Genomic DNA, 14,821 nt, shown 5'->3' on the forward strand with positions numbered 1-14,821 from the left:
CTCCTACAGGAAGACGGTGTAGAATCGGCCCTATTCATCGCCAGTCATCCCCCGGCGGGTTTATGAGCTCAAGGCCAATGCGCACGGCGATCCCGTCACGTTTGCGGCAACTTCCGGACACCAGTGCCATTTTTCGGGTGTTCCAGACGTCAATAGAAGCTCACTCCCCTTTGATACCGATTAGCCGCCCGGAGTGCTCCAATGCCTGATTACCGCTCGAAAACATCCACCCACGGCCGCAACATGGCCGGCGCCCGCGCACTGTGGCGTGCCACAGGGATGAAAGATGACGACTTCAAGAAGCCGATCATTGCCATTGCCAACTCGTTCACCCAGTTCGTACCGGGCCACGTGCACCTCAAGGACCTGGGCCAACTGGTCGCCCGCGAGATCGAGCGCGCTGGCGGTGTAGCCAAGGAATTCAACACCATCGCCGTGGACGACGGCATCGCCATGGGCCATGACGGCATGCTGTACTCGCTGCCGAGCCGCGAGATCATCGCCGACTCCGTGGAGTACATGGTCAACGCCCACTGCGCCGACGCCATCGTGTGCATCTCGAACTGCGACAAGATCACCCCCGGCATGCTGATGGCCGCCCTGCGCCTGAACATCCCGGTGATCTTCGTCTCCGGCGGCCCGATGGAAGCCGGCAAGACCAAGCTCGCCTCCCATGGCCTGGACCTGGTCGACGCCATGGTCATCGCCGCCGATTCCAGCGCTTCTGACGAGAAGGTCGCGGAATACGAGCGCAGCGCCTGTCCGACCTGCGGGTCGTGCTCCGGCATGTTCACCGCCAACTCGATGAACTGCCTGGTCGAAGCCCTCGGCCTGGCATTACCGGGCAACGGTTCGACCCTGGCCACCCACAGCGACCGCGAACAGCTGTTCCTGCAGGCCGGCCGCACCATCGTCGAGCTGTGCAAGCGCTACTACGGCGAGAACGATGAGTCGGTATTGCCGCGCAATATCGCCAACTTCAAGGCGTTCGAAAACGCCATGACCCTGGACATCGCCATGGGCGGTTCCACCAACACCATCCTGCACTTGCTGGCTGCGGCCCAGGAAGCCGAGATCGATTTCGACCTGCGCGACATCGACCGTCTGTCCCGCCATGTGCCGCAACTGTGCAAGGTCGCGCCAAACATCCAGAAGTACCACATGGAAGACGTGCACCGCGCCGGCGGGATCTTCTCGATCTTAGGCTCCCTGGCCCGTGGCGGCCTGCTGCACACCGACCTGCCGACCGTGCACAGCAAATCCCTGGCCGAAGGCATCGCCAAGTGGGACATCACCCTGACTGACGATGAAGCCGTGCACACCTTCTTCAAGGCTGGCCCGGCCGGTATCCCGACCCAGACCGCGTTCAGCCAGTCGACCCGTTGGGACACCCTGGACGCCGACCGTGAAAACGGCTGCATCCGCAGTGTCGAGCACGCCTACTCCAAGGAAGGCGGCCTGGCCGTGCTGTACGGCAACATCGCCCTCGACGGGTGCGTGGTGAAAACCGCCGGCGTGGATGAATCCATCCACGTCTTCGAAGGCCGCGCCAAGATCTACGAAAGCCAGGACAGCTCGGTTCGCGGCATCCTCGCCGACGAAGTGAAAGAAGGCGACATCGTGATCATCCGCTACGAAGGCCCGAAAGGCGGCCCGGGTATGCAAGAGATGCTCTACCCGACGTCGTACCTGAAGTCCAAGGGCCTGGGCAAAGCCTGCGCCCTGCTCACCGACGGCCGTTTCTCCGGCGGCACCTCGGGCCTGTCCATCGGCCACGCGTCACCTGAAGCCGCTGCCGGCGGTGCGATTGGCCTGGTGCAGGATGGAGACAAGGTCCTGATCGACATTCCGAACCGCTCGATCAACCTGTTGATCAGTGACGAAGAGCTGGCGGCACGCCGGGTCGAGCAGGACAAGAAAGGTTGGAAGCCGGTGGAGAAGCGTCCGCGCAAGGTCACGACCGCGTTGAAGGCCTATGCCCTGTTGGCGACCAGTGCCGACAAGGGTGCGGTACGTAACAAGGCGATGCTGGATGGGCTGTAAGGGCTAACCGCCACACATGAAAATGCCCCGCTAAATGCGGGGCATTTTTATATCCGGATGTAATCAGAACTGCGGTGTGTAGGTCATCGTAAACATCACATTACGCGGATCGCCGTAGTAGTTGCTGCCCCAGTTCGCGTTGTAGGCCGGGATGTAATACTTCTTGTCGAACAGGTTGTACAGGTTCGCCGCCACGGTGAATTCCTGATTGATCTTGTAAGCCACCCGTGAATCCCACAGCGCATTGCCCGGCACGCAGAAGGTGCGGTCGTAGGCTTCGGTGCTGCTTTGCGCGGTCACGCCGGCGCCGACACTGAACTTCTGCCAGTCACCCGGCAGTTGGTAATCGCCCCAGACCTTGAGCAGGTGCTTGGGGGTCCAGGTGCTGAAGATCTTGCCTTCGTAGGTGTCGTCCTTGAGGAATTTTGTGGTGTTGTAGGTGTAACTGGAGGCCAGTTGCAGGCCTGGCAGCACTTCACCGCTCAAGGTAGCTTCAAAGCCTTGGCTGCGGACTTTGCCCGAGGCGACCGAGCAGTACCAACCATTGCAGTTCATCGGCCCTTGCAGGTCCTGGACGCCACGGTTTTCCTGGTCGTAACGGAAGATGGCAAACGAGGTGTTGAGGCGACCCTCGGCCAACTCGCCCTTGATGCCCAGTTCGTAGTTTTTGCCTTCGATAGGTTTGAGCAACGAGCCGGAGGTGGTCAGGTTGGTTTGCGGCTCAAAGGCATCGGCATAGCTGGCATAGGCCGACCATTGATCATTCAGGGCGTAGACCAGGCCTGCATACGGCGTGACCTTGCCGGTGGTTTGCGTGGTGCTTTTCTCGGCTGCGTTATACACACCGCCAAACCCGCCCTGGCCTATGTATGAATAGTCATACCAACTGGTGCGTGCACCGACGATCAGGGTCAGCGGGTCCAGGACTTTTACGCGCCAGGTGCCATAGATGCCCTTCTGACGGATGTCATACCAGCTCTTGGAGGCAGCGCCGTCCCTGAACAATTGCGATGCGTCGCGCTGCGGGCGGTTGTGGTCGATGTTGAAGATATCCGCACCGGGATTTGACGCCCGAGCCCACTGGTCATTGGTGGTGAGTTTGGAATAGTTGGCACCCAGCACCATCTCCTGCTGCAAACCCAGCCCCTCGAACTTGCCGTTTACATACACATCGGCGCCGCGGCTCTTGGTATTGAAGTCGGTGATCCAGTCCACGTAGGGCACAGTGCCGCCGCCTACAGGGACGGTGTCCCATGTCGCCTGGTAGGTTGCGTCGTTGTGCTCGTCCATTGCCACCAGCGCCGCTTTCACCTTCCAGTCCTCGTTGAAGCGATGCTCGATATCGGCAAACACCTGGGTCTGGTTGTTGACATTACGGTTCCAACTGGCGCCAACGAAGGTCGAGCGCGACAGACCGATATCGCTGCCATCGGCGTAACGCGGCAGCGACATGAAGTTGGGGCGCGAGTGGCCTTTCTGGTTGCTGATGCCGACGCCGACGGTGGTATCGGGGCTGAAGTCGTAGTCCACGGCGCCGTAGACTGTCTGATTCCAGCCACCGACGTAATCGACAAACGAATCCGTAGTGTCGTAGTCAGCCACAAAACGGCCGCGCAACGTGCCTTCGGCGTTCAGCGGGCCGCCAGCATCCACTTGGGTACCGTAATGGTCCCATGAGCCCGCCTTGGCGGTGATGGTCACGGTCGGCGCCTGCTGACCGCGCTTGCGCACCAGGTTCATCGTGCCGCCGGGGCTGTTGGCGCCTTGCAGCAAGGCGGCCGGGCCGCGCAGGGTTTCGACGCGGTCGTAGATCGCCATGTTCTCGGTGAGGTAGCTGCCCAGCGTGTAGGTATTACGCGGGATGCCCACACCGTCGTATTGCAGGGTGCCGACTTCAAAACCACGGGAGAAGATGAACATGCCGGGGCCGGGAGATTTGGTCGCGGTCAGGCCGGGCGTGCGCTTGACCACCTCGGAGAGCTTGGTGGTGTTCTGGTCATCCATCTGCTTGCGGGTCATGACGCTGACCGATTGCGGGATGTCCTTGAGCTTTTGCTCGCCCTTGCCCAGGGTCACGGCGCCCGTGGTGTAGGAACCGCTGCCTTCAGTGGTCACGCCCAGGTGTTCGGCGCTGATGGTGGTGGCGCCGACTTCGATGGCAGAGCCTGTGTCCATGCGCTTTTCCAGGGTCACGGTGTCCGCGTTGATAAACGCCGCACTCAGCCCGGTACCGCCGAGCAGTTGCCCCAAGGCTTCGCGCTGGCCGAGGTTGCCTTTGACACCCGGCGACAGCACGCCCTGGGTCAACTCACCCGACACCAGCACCTGAACTCGCGTCACCGCCGAAAACGCCGCCAGCGCACCGTCCAGGCTTTGCCCTGCAATATCGAAACGGTAGGTCTGGGTCTGGGTGGTTTCGGCGGCCTGCAAATACAGCGGCGCAGTGCCACAGGCCATGGAAATGGCCAGTGCCAACAAGGACCGTGCGGCGAATCGATGTGCCATGGATGGTGCTCCCCGGTGCAAAAAGTCTGTGATCGGCGCCGCACTACTTGAGAGTGCTTACTATTTACGCCTCAGTGATCAAGGACGAGTGCCTGGGGAGAAACCCTGAAAGTTTTTTCAAAAAGTTGCGATTACGATGCCTTGCCTTCGCGCAACACCAGTAAATACGGGGTGTAGTGCTCGGCACGCAGGTTGAGGGTGTACTCCAGCGCTTTGATCACGGCTTCGGGTTTGTCGATTTCAAACACACCCGACACCACGCGGTTGCGCAGCGCATCACCTAGCACCAGAGTCTTGCCGGGCCAATAGCGATTCAACTCGCTCACCACTTCCGACAGCGGCTGCTGGCGGAACACCAGTTGCCGTTGGCGCCAGGCAAAGCCGCTGGCCGGGTCGAAAGCATGCACCTCGGCCAGGCGCTGGCCTTGATATTCCACGGCCCGCCCTGGCTCCAGGTACACCGGTTCACCGCTGCCGGCACTGACCTGCACCTTGCCCTGCGCCACCTGCACCCGCGTCTGCGCATCGCGCCGCGCAACGCTGAACTGTGTCCCGACCACCTTCACCCAGCCGTCGCCGGACTGCACCACGAAGGGCCGTGTCGGATCCTTGGTGACGTCGAAAAAGCCTTCGCCACGCAGCAAACGGATTTGCCGTTCGCCCCCGCTCAAGCGGATCTGCACCGCGCTGTCGGTGTTGAGTTGCAGGTGCGAGCCGTCGGCCAGTTCGATGCTGCGCGACTCGCCGGTGCCGGTGGCGTAGTCCGCGCGCAGGCGATCGAGCCATGGCGTGTTCTGCACGGTAAGCCCCACGGCCAACAACACCGCCGCAGCACACGCCCAGCGCTGCCAGGCTCGCGCCGGTTTGCGCCAGGCGGCCTGTTCGGCGCGGCGAATCACCCGCGCAGGTTCGCGCAGGCCGCCGAGCATCGCCTGCACTTCCCGCCAGGCGTCATCCTGGGCCGGACCTTGCCCCAGCCAGGCGGCAAAGGCGTCCATGTCGGCCGGCGTCACGTCCTCGGCCTGCAGGCGGAAATACCAGCCGGACGCTTCGTCGAACAACACGTCGGCAGTGGAGGTGGCGGTCATGAGCGACATCCTTGTTCATCGCAGGCAAGCCGCGTCTTGATGTACGCGCGGCATTCAATCAAGGCGCGACGCAGTTGGTATTCCACACTGCGTGCCGTGATCGATAGACGTTCGCCGATCTCGCGATAGGAAAGTTCGTCGACATGATAAAGCAGGAAGATCTGCCGAGTCGCTGGGGGCAACGCCAGGATCGCATCCTGCATCAGTTGTTCCTGTTGGTAAGCGGCTAATTGCTCGTCGGCACCCGGATTGCTGCACGGCAGCTCTTCGCTGGGCTCGCCGGCGTCCAGGCGCTCACGGCGGATGGCCTGGCGCTGGTGATCGCGCACCAGGTTGCTGGCGATGGTGAAGAGGAAGGCTGGGAGGTTGTCGATCTTTTCGCCGCAGTCCATGCGAGCCAGGCGCAGGAACGACTCCTGAGTCAGGTCGGCGGCCACCTGGGCGCTGCCGGTGCGGCGAGTGACAAAGGCTTCGAGGGCTTTCTTCTGCTCCGCGAACAGGCGCGCGATCTGCGAATTCCAGGAGGGCACAGCACTACCTTGAGAAGAACGGAGGGTTCAGGAAGTGCGCACGCTAGCAGAGGATGAGATTGGTTCGCAATTGATATCTATTTTAGGCTGGGTTTTGTAGTGCTATTCAGACAGCCATCGGGGGCAAGCCCCCTCCCACCTTTTGATGTGTGAACACCTTAAAAATGTGGGAGCTGGCTTGCCTGGAATGCAGGCGACTCGGTGTTACTGAATCTCGTCAGGCTTGACGATCACCCAGTTCTTGTCCGCCGTCACCGGCAACCCTTCCTTGGCTTGCGCCGCTGCATGCTTGGCGATCATGCCGTTGAGTTGGGTCATGTATTTGTCCTTGCGGTTGATCCACAGGTGGATGCCGCCCTTGGCCACGTCCACATCGTGGAACAGCATGTAGCCGTCGCTGGTCGGCGTATCGCCGCCGACGATCACCGGTTTTTTCCATTCGTCGATGTAGGTGAGGATCGCCGCGTGCTTGCCGGCCATCCAGGTCGCCGGGGTCCACAGGTAGGGGGTCAGTTCCAGGCCGAGGTTGGCTTTTTCGTCGTATTTGCCGGCGGCGATCTGTTTACGTGCGGTGGTCAGTTCGCCGGTGTTGCGGTCCTTGAGCAAGGTCGTCACGCCGATGACATTCTCGGGTTTGACGTTGTAGCCGTACTTCGGATCGGCGGCGACCATGCGCACCAGTTCTTCCGACGCGGCGGTCATCACGTACACCTCGATGCCGTTTTCCATCAGCTTGTTGTACAGCTCGGCCTGGCCGGTGAAGACCTTCGGCGGTTGTACCTCGGACTGCTTGACCACGTCGCCTTCAAAATAGCTGACCGGCACCGCTTTGCCGGAGGCCATCAGTTCATCCACCTGGACCTTGAGTTCCTTGAGGGTAAAGCCGGAAAACACCTGCGCAACCCACGGGTAGCAAACCATGTCGTCGACTTCGCAAAGGCGGTAGTAGTAACTGAACAGACTTTCCTTATGGTCGGCGGTGTCTTTGAACGGCATCAGCTTGAGCGACGGGTCGAGGCTGTCGCGGGTGATCAGGCCCTTGTTTTCCATGTAGGGCAGCAGGGATTCTTCGAGGTCGTAGCGGTAGCTGGTGTTGTCCATGTCGAACACCGCAAAGTTACCCTTGTTGGCGTTGGCGGCGATCATCTCGTTCAGTTGTTTGGCGGCGGGTGCCGGCCAATGTTTCAACTCGGTTGCGGCGAACGCCTGGCTGGCGAGTCCGAGGCAGAATGCGGCGGCTAGTAATTTCGGCGCGAGCTTCATAGGCGTTGTCTCCCTGAGTGAAAGACATGGACGCTAACAAATCCCTGTGACAGTTCCCAACGCGAGCACGACGGTGTGCGTCCTGATTCCGTCACGGGCATACGCCAGAGCGTCAAAGCCTTATTCCGAAAACGACAGCTGCCATTCCATATCGGTATTAAATCAATATATTTCAAGCTGTTAGGATTTCCGGTTCGCAATCGCGGGCTCACGCGATTGGCTGCCTTCTCAACGGAGCTTCAATGAATCTGCCCCTGATTCTCAACTTGCTGGTGTTCGTGGCCCTGTTGCTGGGCCTGGCACAAACCCGTCGCACCCACTGGAGCCTCGCCAAGAAGGTCCTGTTCGCCCTGGTCCTCGGCGTAGCGTTCGGTACGGCCTTGCACGCCATTTACGGCGACGGCAACCCCGTGCTCAAAGCCTCCATCGGCTGGTTCGACCTGGTCGGCAACGGCTACGTGCAACTGTTGCAAATGATCGTGATACCGCTGGTATTCGCTTCGATCCTCAGTGCCGTGGCGCGCCTGCATAACGCCTCGTCCCTGGGCAAGATCAGCTTCCTGACCATCGGTACGCTGCTGTTCACCACCGCGATTGCAGCGCTGATCGGTATCGGCCTGACGAACCTGTTCGGCCTCACCGCCGAAGGCCTGGTGGCCGGTACCCAGGAAATGGCACGCCTGCAAGTGATCCAGAGCGATTACGCCGGCAAGGTCGCCGACCTGAATATCCCGCAGTTGCTGCTCTCGTTCGTGCCGGCCAACCCGTTCGCCGACCTGGCCCGGGCCAAGCCGACGTCGATCATCAGCGTGGTGATTTTCGCCGCCTTCCTCGGGGTTGCCGCGTTGCAACTGCTCAAGGATGACGTGGAAAAAGGCCAGAAGGTGCTCAACGCCATCGACACCCTGCAAGCCTGGGTGATGCGCCTGGTGCGCCTGGTGATGAAGCTGACGCCGTACGGTGTGCTGGCGCTGATGACCAAGGTGGTCGCCGGTTCCAACCTGCAGGACATCATCAAGCTCGGCAGTTTTGTGGTGGTGTCGTACCTGGCCCTGGGCCTGATGTTCGTGGTGCACGGCCTGTTGCTGTCGTTGGCCGGGATCAACCCGCTGCGCTTCTTCCGCAAGGTCTGGCCGGTACTGACCTTTGCCTTCACCAGCCGCTCCAGCGCGGCGGCCATCCCGCTGAGCATTGAAGCGCAGACCCGCCGCCTGGGCATCCCGCAATCCATCGCCGGCTTCGCCGCCTCGTTTGGCGCGACCATCGGCCAGAACGGCTGCGCCGGCCTCTACCCTGCCATGTTGGCGGTGATGGTGGCGCCGACCGTGGGCATCAACCCGCTGGACCCGCTGTGGATCGCGACTCTGGTAGCGATTGTGACCCTGAGTTCGGCCGGTGTGGCGGGCGTGGGCGGCGGCGCGACCTTTGCCGCGTTGATCGTGCTCCCGGCCATGGGCTTGCCGGTGTCACTGGTGGCGCTGCTGATTTCCGTGGAGCCGCTGATCGACATGGGCCGTACGGCGCTGAACGTGAATGGTTCGATGACGGCGGGGGCAATTACCAGCCAGATCATGGGGCAGACGGATAAAGCGTTGTTGGATGCGGATGAGCATGGGGCGTTGGCGCAGGCCTGACGGAATAAGCTAGCAGGGACCTCAGTCCCTGCTAGCTCGAACGATCAGCAGCCTTTCGGTAAACCTCATCACGCTCACGCTTATTGACAGCCACGACAAGCACCGTGATCTCCTGGTCAATGACTTGATACACCAACCGATAGCCACTGCTGCGCAGCTTGATTTTGTAGCAATCGGGCAAGCCATGCAGACGGCTGGCTTCAATACGTGGATTGATCAGGATCTCAACCAGCTTCTTTTTAAACTGTTGACGAACGGTATCGCCCAGTTTGTGCCATTCCTTCAAAGCCCGTGTATCGAAATCCAGCTCATAGGTCATCCAGTGAGACCTTCACCCGCTGAGGCGCAGCCAGCCGCTCCCGAACGGTTGCCAACAATGCCTCATCATCTTCAGTCATGAGGACAGGCTTGAAAGGTAACTGGCCGCGCTCTGCCACGTACTGCAAGGCTTGCCGCATTAATTCCGATGGGGTGACGCCGAGCTTTTCCAACTCGTGATAAGCACGAGCCTTAAGGTCGTCGTCGATACGTACGTTGATAGAAGCCATGGGGCAGCCCTCACTGTAAAGACATTGGTCATTACAGTGTCGCATCGAGGCTTCTTTTGCAAGTCTGACTAATCTGGTGCCAGTCAGGCCTTTTCCCAAACCTCAAAGCTGTACGCCGGCTTGTCCCCTTCCGCCGGACTCTCGACGTTCGACACCAACTTCCACTGGCTCGCATCAAACGCCGGAAACCACGCATCCCCTTCCGGGCTCAGCGCCACGCGCGTCAGGTACAGGCGATCCGCCTGTTCCAGCCCCTGCGCATACAACTGCGCACCGCCGATCAGCATCAGCTCATCCGCGCCCTGCTCCAGCGCCCAGGCTTCAGCCCGCGCCACGGCGGCATCGAGTGACGGAAAAACTTCCGCACCTTCCAGCGCCAGGTCGGTCTGACGGCTGACCACAATGTTCAAGCGCCCCGGCAGCGGTCGGCCCAGGGAGTCCCAGGTCTTGCGCCCCATGATGATCGGCTTGCCGAGCGTGGTGGCCTTGAAATATTTGAAATCCCCCGGCAAATGCCAGGGCATGCTGTTGTCGACGCCGATCACGCGGTTTTCACCGAGGGCTGCGATCAGGCTTAAAGGGAGAGTTTTTTTCATGGCGACGAGAATACCAGAGCCACGAACCAGCGGTTATGCTCCAAGCTCACTTGCACGACAGGAAGACGCGTGACCGCACTGACCCCCCTGCACAAACTCTGGCTGACGGAAACCGTGCGCCTGCGTGAAGAACACGCCGGCCCCCTGGAAGACCAGGAAGCCAATCGCCTCGCGCGCACGGCGGGCGGCGACCTGCCGACGCGCATCCAGCAGCGCGCCCTGCACCTGGCCGAGCGCGATGGCCTGACCGCCGCCCTCACGCGCTGGCTGCAAGGCGCACGCCTGGCGCTGGTGCTGCTGGCGGTGGTGGCCGTCATCAGCGGCGCGGGGCTGGCCTTTGCTGCGCTGGGCAACGGCTTGACCCCGGTGAATGTGTTCTGGGCCCTGGGCAGCCTGCTCGGCCTGAACCTGATCCTGCTGTTGAGCTGGGCGTTGGGGCTGTTGTTTGCCGGCGAGCACAGCGCCAGCCTCGGGCGCTTGTGGTTGTGGCTCAGTGAAAAACTTGCGCGCGATGCCAAGGCCGCCCAACTGGCCCCGGCGTTGCTGCTGTTGCTGCAACGGCAGAAACTCAATCGCTGGGCGGTCGGTGTGCTGGTCAACAGCCTGTGGTTGCTGGCGCTGCTCAGTGCGCTGGTGATTCTGCTGACGCTGCTCGCCACCCGCCGTTACGGCTTTGTGTGGGAAACCACTATCCTCGGCGCCGACACCTTCGTCGCCGTGACCCAGGCCCTCGGCACCCTGCCCGCCCTGCTGGGCTTCAACGTACCGACCGTCGAGATGATCCGCGCCAGCGGCGATTCCGCCCTGAACATCGAAAGCGCCCGCCAGGCGTGGGCCGCCTGGTTGGTCGGGGTATTGCTGGTCTACGGCCTGCTGCCAAGATTGATCCTCGCACTGCTGTGCCTGTGGCGCTGGAAACGCGGGCGCGCCGCCTTGCGCCTGGACCTCAACCTGCCCGGCTACAGCCCACTGCGCGAACGCCTGATGCCCAGCAGCGAGCGCCTTGGCGTCAACGACGCCGCGCCGGAACAACTGCACCCCGTCACCGGCGGCGTCAGTGAGCTGGACAGCGACGGCGCCTTGCTCGTCGCCATCGAACTGGACGATCAGCACCCCTGGCCACCCAAGCTGCCGGCTAATGTGAAGCACGCCGGCATCCTCGACAGCCGCGAATCGCGCAACAAGCTCCTGGAGCAACTCAGCCGCTTCCCGCCCGCGCGCTTGGCCATCGCCTGCGACCCGCGCCGCTCGCCGGACCGCGGCAGCCTGGCACTGATCGCCGAACTCGCACGCAGCGCCGCCGCTACCCGTATCTGGCTGCTGCAAGCCCCGCCCGGCCAGGCGCTGGATGCCGAGCGCCTGGGCGACTGGCACAGCGCGCTGCAACAACTGGAGCTGCCGTTCGCCGACTGTGCGCCGTTGAACTGGCTGGAGACCGGTCATGACTAAGCCACTGAAACTCGCCGTGGTCGGCCACACCAACGTCGGCAAGACCTCGTTGCTGCGCACCCTCACCCGTGACGTCGGGTTCGGTGAAGTCTCCCATCGCCCCAGCACCACGCGGCATGTCGAAGGCGCGCGCTTGTCGGTCGACGGCGAAGCCTTGCTGGAGCTGTACGACACACCCGGCCTGGAAGATGCCATCGCCCTGCTCGACTACCTGGAACGCCTGGATCGCCCCGGCGAACGCTTGGACGGCCCAGCCCGCCTGGCGCGGTTCCTGGAAGGCAGCGAAGCCCGCCAGCGTTTCGAACAGGAAGCCAAGGTGCTGCGCCAACTGCTGGCCTCGGACGCCGGCCTGTATGTGATCGACGCTCGCGAACCGGTGCTGGCCAAGTACCGTGATGAGCTGCAAGTGCTGGCCAGTTGCGGTAAACCGTTGCTGCCGGTGCTCAACTTCGTCAGCAGCAGCGACCACCGCGAGCCGGACTGGCGCGAAGCCCTGGCACGCCTGGGCCTGCATGCGCTGGTGCGTTTCGACAGCGTCGCGCCGCCGGAAGACGGCGAACGTCGCTTGTATGAAAGCCTCGCCCTGCTGCTGGAAAACGCCCGGCCGCAGTTGCAGCGCCTGATCCTCGACCAGGAAGCCCAACGCCAGGCCCGTCAACAGAGCGCCGCGCGGTTGATTGCCGAATTGCTGATCGACTGCGCCGCGTGCCGACGCAGCGTGGTGACTGAAGATGAGCAACAAGCCATCAGCGATTTGCGCAAGGCGGTGCGTCAGCGCGAACAAAAATGCGTGGAGGCCTTGCTCAAGCTGTTCGGCTTCCGCCCCCAGGACGCCGCCGCCAGCGATTTGCCGTTGCTCGACGGCCGCTGGGGTGATGACCTGTTCAACCCGGAAACCCTCAAGCAACTCGGCGTGCGCGTCGGCGGTGGCATCGCTGCAGGCGCAGCGGCCGGAGCCGGGGTGGACCTGCTGGTCGGCGGGCTGACCCTCGGCGCCGCCGCCCTGGCGGGCGCCATCGCCGGTGGCGCGTTGCAGACCGCCCGCAGCTACGGCAGCCGCCTGCTGGGCAAGATCAAGGGCCAACGCGAGCTGACCGTGGACGACAGCGTGCTGCGCCTGCTCGCCCTGCGCCAGCGCCAGTTGCTCAAGGCCCTGAACCTGCGCGGCCATGCGGCGATGCACAGCATCAAGGTCGATACGCCCCAGGACAAGACCTGGCGCGAAGGCAAATTGCCGGACGCGTTGCACAAGGCCCGCGCCCACCCGCAATGGTCGTCCCTCAACCTCCAGGCCAGACTGAGCCAGGCCGAACGCCAGGAACAGGTCGAAGCCCTGGCCCAGCGCCTCGACGAGACTTAAGCCGCCAGCATCTGCCGGGCCTTGGCCTTGAGCACTTCCAGGTCGAGCACCGGCACGTGCATTGCCTTGGCCTGTTCGTCCCAGTGGCGCAGGCGCAGGCTGACCTGACACAGCGGGTCTTGCTCAAACGCCCGAGCCTCCTCGGCCGTCATCACGCCGCCCTGGTAACCCAGGGTGCGGCGGCTGGCTTCGCTCAAGCGTGCGTAGTAGTCCGGCTGGCTGAACGTCAGGTAGCGCTTGGCCTGGACGTGGTACTCCACCAGCCTGGCCAGGCGCTCACTGAAGCCTGCGCGACGCAAATAATCCGCGCCCAACCGTTCATGGCTGGCCACGCCATAACCGCCCATGTTCTCGCCACTCTGGCCACAGAGATGGCCGATATCGTGGAAAAACGCCGCCAGCACCACTTCATCATCGAAGCCTTCGGCCATGGCCAACTGCGCGGCCTGGGACATGTGCTCGATCTGCGACACCGGCTCGCCGATGTAATCCGCCGCGCCGTGCTGCTCGTACAAAGCGAAGATTGTGGCAATCGCCTGTTCCGGGCTCATCACGCCGGCCCCCACAGGGTTGTGATATTGCGCTCGGCCATCGCCGGCCCCACGCTCATGCCCACACCGGTGTGCATCAAGGCAGCGCTCACGCCAGGTGCGGCCTGCACAAATGAAAACGGCGCCGGGCCCCTGGCGCCGTAGACGCCCTGCCAGCGTTCCATCACCTGGATCTTGCAACCCAAGGTCTGTTCGGCCAACTCGATCATCCAGTCATCCACCTGCTCGGCATTGAACGGCGAGGCATCGCTGCCGTAGTCGTGGGAGTCGCCGATGATCAGTTCGCCATGGGGCGTCGGGCTGATCAGCAGGTGAATCCCGTGTGCATGCAGGTGCGGCGCCTCGCGCAGGATCTGCGCCTGTACCGGCGCGGCTTCAGGCAGGTCGGCAAAAGCGCCGTAGTGCACGCAACTGAGGCCGGTGAGCAAGGCGTGTTGCAGGTTGAGGTTGAGTGCAGGCCGGGCGCGCAGCATTTGCAGGCGGCAGATCTGCGGGTTGAGTTCGGCGATGGCCTCGGCCAACAGGGTTTGATAATCGTGGCCGGAACAGACGATAACCTGCTCGCCACGAAAACTGCCTGCCGTGCTGTGCACCTGGCCCGGTTCGACATCGCGCACCAGGGTGGAGAAGTAAAATTCCACACCCAGTTGCTGGCTCAGGTAGTGGATCAGTGCCGGTATCGCCTCGCGCGAATACAGTTGCTGGTCGTCCCGGCCATGCAGCGCGGCGCGGTGATGGCGGAACTGGCCGCCATACAGATCCTTCAACGCCGCGCCTTGCAACAGGTCGACGTTATAGCCGTGTTCACGCGCGCGGCCGGCGCAGAAGGCTTCCAGCAGATGTTCTTCGGCTTCGGTACGGGCGAACAGGTACGAGCCGTTGCGCTTGAGCTGCAGGCCGGCAACCCGAGCCCATTGCCCCCAGATATCACGGCTTTGCCGTGCCAGGTCAAGCATCGGCCCCGGCGGCTGCCCGGTGACCAGGGCCTGGCCGAAGTTGCGTACCGAGGCGCCCAGGGGCGTGGCGCTGCGCTCGAACACCTTGACCTTGAGCCCGCGCCTGGCGGCGGCGTAGGCGTGGGACAGGCCGAGGATGCCGGCACCGATGATCAGTAAATCTGTCATGGAATATGCAACCCTCTGTAGGAGCGAGCTTGCTCGCGAAGAACGTCAACGATAAGGCAGCGCTTCAGGTTATCCGCGCCGTCTATTCGTGCTTCGCGAGCAAGCTCGCTCCTACAGGTAGAGGTGAAAA

General features: G+C 62.5%; 13 protein-coding genes. 4 read left to right on the forward strand and 9 right to left on the reverse strand.

Annotation, left to right across the window (positions count from 1 at the left end; genetic code table 11):
- The first annotated feature begins 201 nt into the window (after positions 1 to 201).
- Entirely contained in the window at positions 202 to 2,043 is a 1,842-nt protein-coding gene (gene ilvD, locus BLW22_RS28020; RefSeq protein WP_027606118.1) for a dihydroxy-acid dehydratase, read from the forward strand.
- A 63-nt stretch (positions 2,044 to 2,106) separates the two neighbouring features.
- Here the strand turns inward: ilvD and BLW22_RS28025 are convergent, their stop codons facing one another.
- From BLW22_RS28025 to BLW22_RS28040, 4 genes are all read right to left on the reverse strand, one after another.
- A complete protein-coding gene (locus tag BLW22_RS28025; RefSeq protein ID WP_074847844.1) occupies positions 2,107 to 4,548 on the reverse strand; it encodes a TonB-dependent siderophore receptor in 2,442 nt (813 codons plus the stop codon).
- Between the two features lie 131 nt (positions 4,549 to 4,679).
- Positions 4,680 to 5,636, reverse strand: coding sequence for a FecR family protein (locus BLW22_RS28030; protein ID WP_065923871.1), 957 nt, complete (start codon positions 5,634 to 5,636; stop codon positions 4,680 to 4,682).
- Positions 5,633 to 6,166, reverse strand: coding sequence for an RNA polymerase sigma factor (locus BLW22_RS28035; protein WP_065923872.1), 534 nt, complete (start codon positions 6,164 to 6,166; stop codon positions 5,633 to 5,635). Before BLW22_RS28035 ends, BLW22_RS28030 begins: the two co-directional genes overlap by 4 nt.
- A gap of 204 nt (positions 6,167 to 6,370) precedes the next feature.
- Positions 6,371 to 7,429 carry an HAD family hydrolase gene (locus BLW22_RS28040; RefSeq protein WP_065923873.1) on the reverse strand — a complete coding sequence of 353 codons (1,059 nt, stop codon included), beginning with the start codon at positions 7,427 to 7,429 and terminating at the stop codon, positions 6,371 to 6,373.
- 242 nt (positions 7,430 to 7,671) lie between these two features.
- Here BLW22_RS28040 and BLW22_RS28045 point away from each other — a divergent pair, with 242 nt between their 5' ends.
- Positions 7,672 to 9,063: an L-cystine transporter gene (locus tag BLW22_RS28045; protein WP_065923874.1), complete on the forward strand. Its 1,392-nt coding sequence runs from the start codon at positions 7,672 to 7,674 to the stop codon at positions 9,061 to 9,063.
- Between the two features lie 31 nt (positions 9,064 to 9,094).
- On the opposite strand, the gene BLW22_RS28050 is transcribed toward BLW22_RS28045, so the two are convergent.
- The 3 genes from BLW22_RS28050 to BLW22_RS28060 all read right to left on the reverse strand — a co-directional run bounded on the left by BLW22_RS28050 (position 9,095) and on the right by BLW22_RS28060 (position 10,207).
- A complete protein-coding gene (locus tag BLW22_RS28050; RefSeq protein WP_065923875.1) occupies positions 9,095 to 9,382 on the reverse strand; it encodes a type II toxin-antitoxin system RelE family toxin in 288 nt (95 codons plus the stop codon).
- Positions 9,372 to 9,611 carry a type II toxin-antitoxin system RelB/DinJ family antitoxin gene (locus BLW22_RS28055; RefSeq protein WP_033897026.1) on the reverse strand — a complete coding sequence of 80 codons (240 nt, stop codon included), beginning with the start codon at positions 9,609 to 9,611 and terminating at the stop codon, positions 9,372 to 9,374. Before BLW22_RS28055 ends, BLW22_RS28050 begins: the two co-directional genes overlap by 11 nt.
- A gap of 83 nt (positions 9,612 to 9,694) precedes the next feature.
- A complete protein-coding gene (locus tag BLW22_RS28060) occupies positions 9,695 to 10,207 on the reverse strand; it encodes a dihydrofolate reductase (protein WP_074847846.1) in 513 nt (170 codons plus the stop codon).
- Between the two features lie 69 nt (positions 10,208 to 10,276).
- Between BLW22_RS28060 and BLW22_RS28065 the strand changes: the two genes are divergently transcribed.
- A complete protein-coding gene (locus tag BLW22_RS28065; protein ID WP_074847848.1) occupies positions 10,277 to 11,656 on the forward strand; it encodes a DUF2868 domain-containing protein in 1,380 nt (459 codons plus the stop codon).
- Positions 11,649 to 13,016 (forward strand): DUF3482 domain-containing protein, encoded by a 1,368-nt coding sequence (locus BLW22_RS28070; RefSeq protein WP_074847851.1) that lies wholly within the window; start codon positions 11,649 to 11,651, stop codon positions 13,014 to 13,016. Before BLW22_RS28065 ends, BLW22_RS28070 begins: the two co-directional genes overlap by 8 nt.
- Here BLW22_RS28070 and BLW22_RS28075 read toward each other — a convergent pair.
- Together BLW22_RS28075 and BLW22_RS28080 are read right to left on the reverse strand one after the other, a co-directional pair.
- Positions 13,013 to 13,567, reverse strand: coding sequence for a phosphonate degradation HD-domain oxygenase (locus BLW22_RS28075; protein WP_074847853.1), 555 nt, complete (start codon positions 13,565 to 13,567; stop codon positions 13,013 to 13,015). The genes BLW22_RS28070 and BLW22_RS28075 overlap by 4 nt on opposite strands.
- Positions 13,567 to 14,691 (reverse strand): TIGR03364 family FAD-dependent oxidoreductase, encoded by a 1,125-nt coding sequence (locus BLW22_RS28080; RefSeq protein WP_065948785.1) that lies wholly within the window; start codon positions 14,689 to 14,691, stop codon positions 13,567 to 13,569. Before BLW22_RS28080 ends, BLW22_RS28075 begins: the two co-directional genes overlap by 1 nt.
- Positions 14,692 to 14,821 lie beyond the last annotated feature (130 nt).

Source organism: Pseudomonas marginalis (assembly GCF_900105325.1).
In the GTDB taxonomy this organism is placed as follows: domain Bacteria; phylum Pseudomonadota; class Gammaproteobacteria; order Pseudomonadales; family Pseudomonadaceae; genus Aquipseudomonas; species Aquipseudomonas marginalis.

What these genes read in the sequence shown, in the direction of transcription:
- ilvD (WP_027606118.1), top strand. Translation starts at nt 202, where the DNA reads ATGCCTGATTACCGCTCGAAAACATCCACCCACGGCCGCAACATGGCC.
- BLW22_RS28025 (WP_074847844.1), bottom strand. Translation starts at nt 4,548, where the DNA reads ATGGCACATCGATTCGCCGCACGGTCCTTGTTGGCACTGGCCATTTCC.
- BLW22_RS28030 (WP_065923871.1), bottom strand. Translation starts at nt 5,636, where the DNA reads ATGACCGCCACCTCCACTGCCGACGTGTTGTTCGACGAAGCGTCCGGC.
- BLW22_RS28040 (WP_065923873.1), bottom strand. Translation starts at nt 7,429, where the DNA reads ATGAAGCTCGCGCCGAAATTACTAGCCGCCGCATTCTGCCTCGGACTC.
- BLW22_RS28045 (WP_065923874.1), top strand. Translation starts at nt 7,672, where the DNA reads ATGAATCTGCCCCTGATTCTCAACTTGCTGGTGTTCGTGGCCCTGTTG.
- BLW22_RS28050 (WP_065923875.1), bottom strand. Translation starts at nt 9,382, where the DNA reads ATGACCTATGAGCTGGATTTCGATACACGGGCTTTGAAGGAATGGCAC.
- BLW22_RS28055 (WP_033897026.1), bottom strand. Translation starts at nt 9,611, where the DNA reads ATGGCTTCTATCAACGTACGTATCGACGACGACCTTAAGGCTCGTGCT.
- BLW22_RS28060 (WP_074847846.1), bottom strand. Translation starts at nt 10,207, where the DNA reads ATGAAAAAAACTCTCCCTTTAAGCCTGATCGCAGCCCTCGGTGAAAAC.
- BLW22_RS28070 (WP_074847851.1), top strand. Translation starts at nt 11,649, where the DNA reads ATGACTAAGCCACTGAAACTCGCCGTGGTCGGCCACACCAACGTCGGC.
- BLW22_RS28075 (WP_074847853.1), bottom strand. Translation starts at nt 13,567, where the DNA reads ATGAGCCCGGAACAGGCGATTGCCACAATCTTCGCTTTGTACGAGCAG.
- BLW22_RS28080 (WP_065948785.1), bottom strand. Translation starts at nt 14,691, where the DNA reads ATGACAGATTTACTGATCATCGGTGCCGGCATCCTCGGCCTGTCCCAC.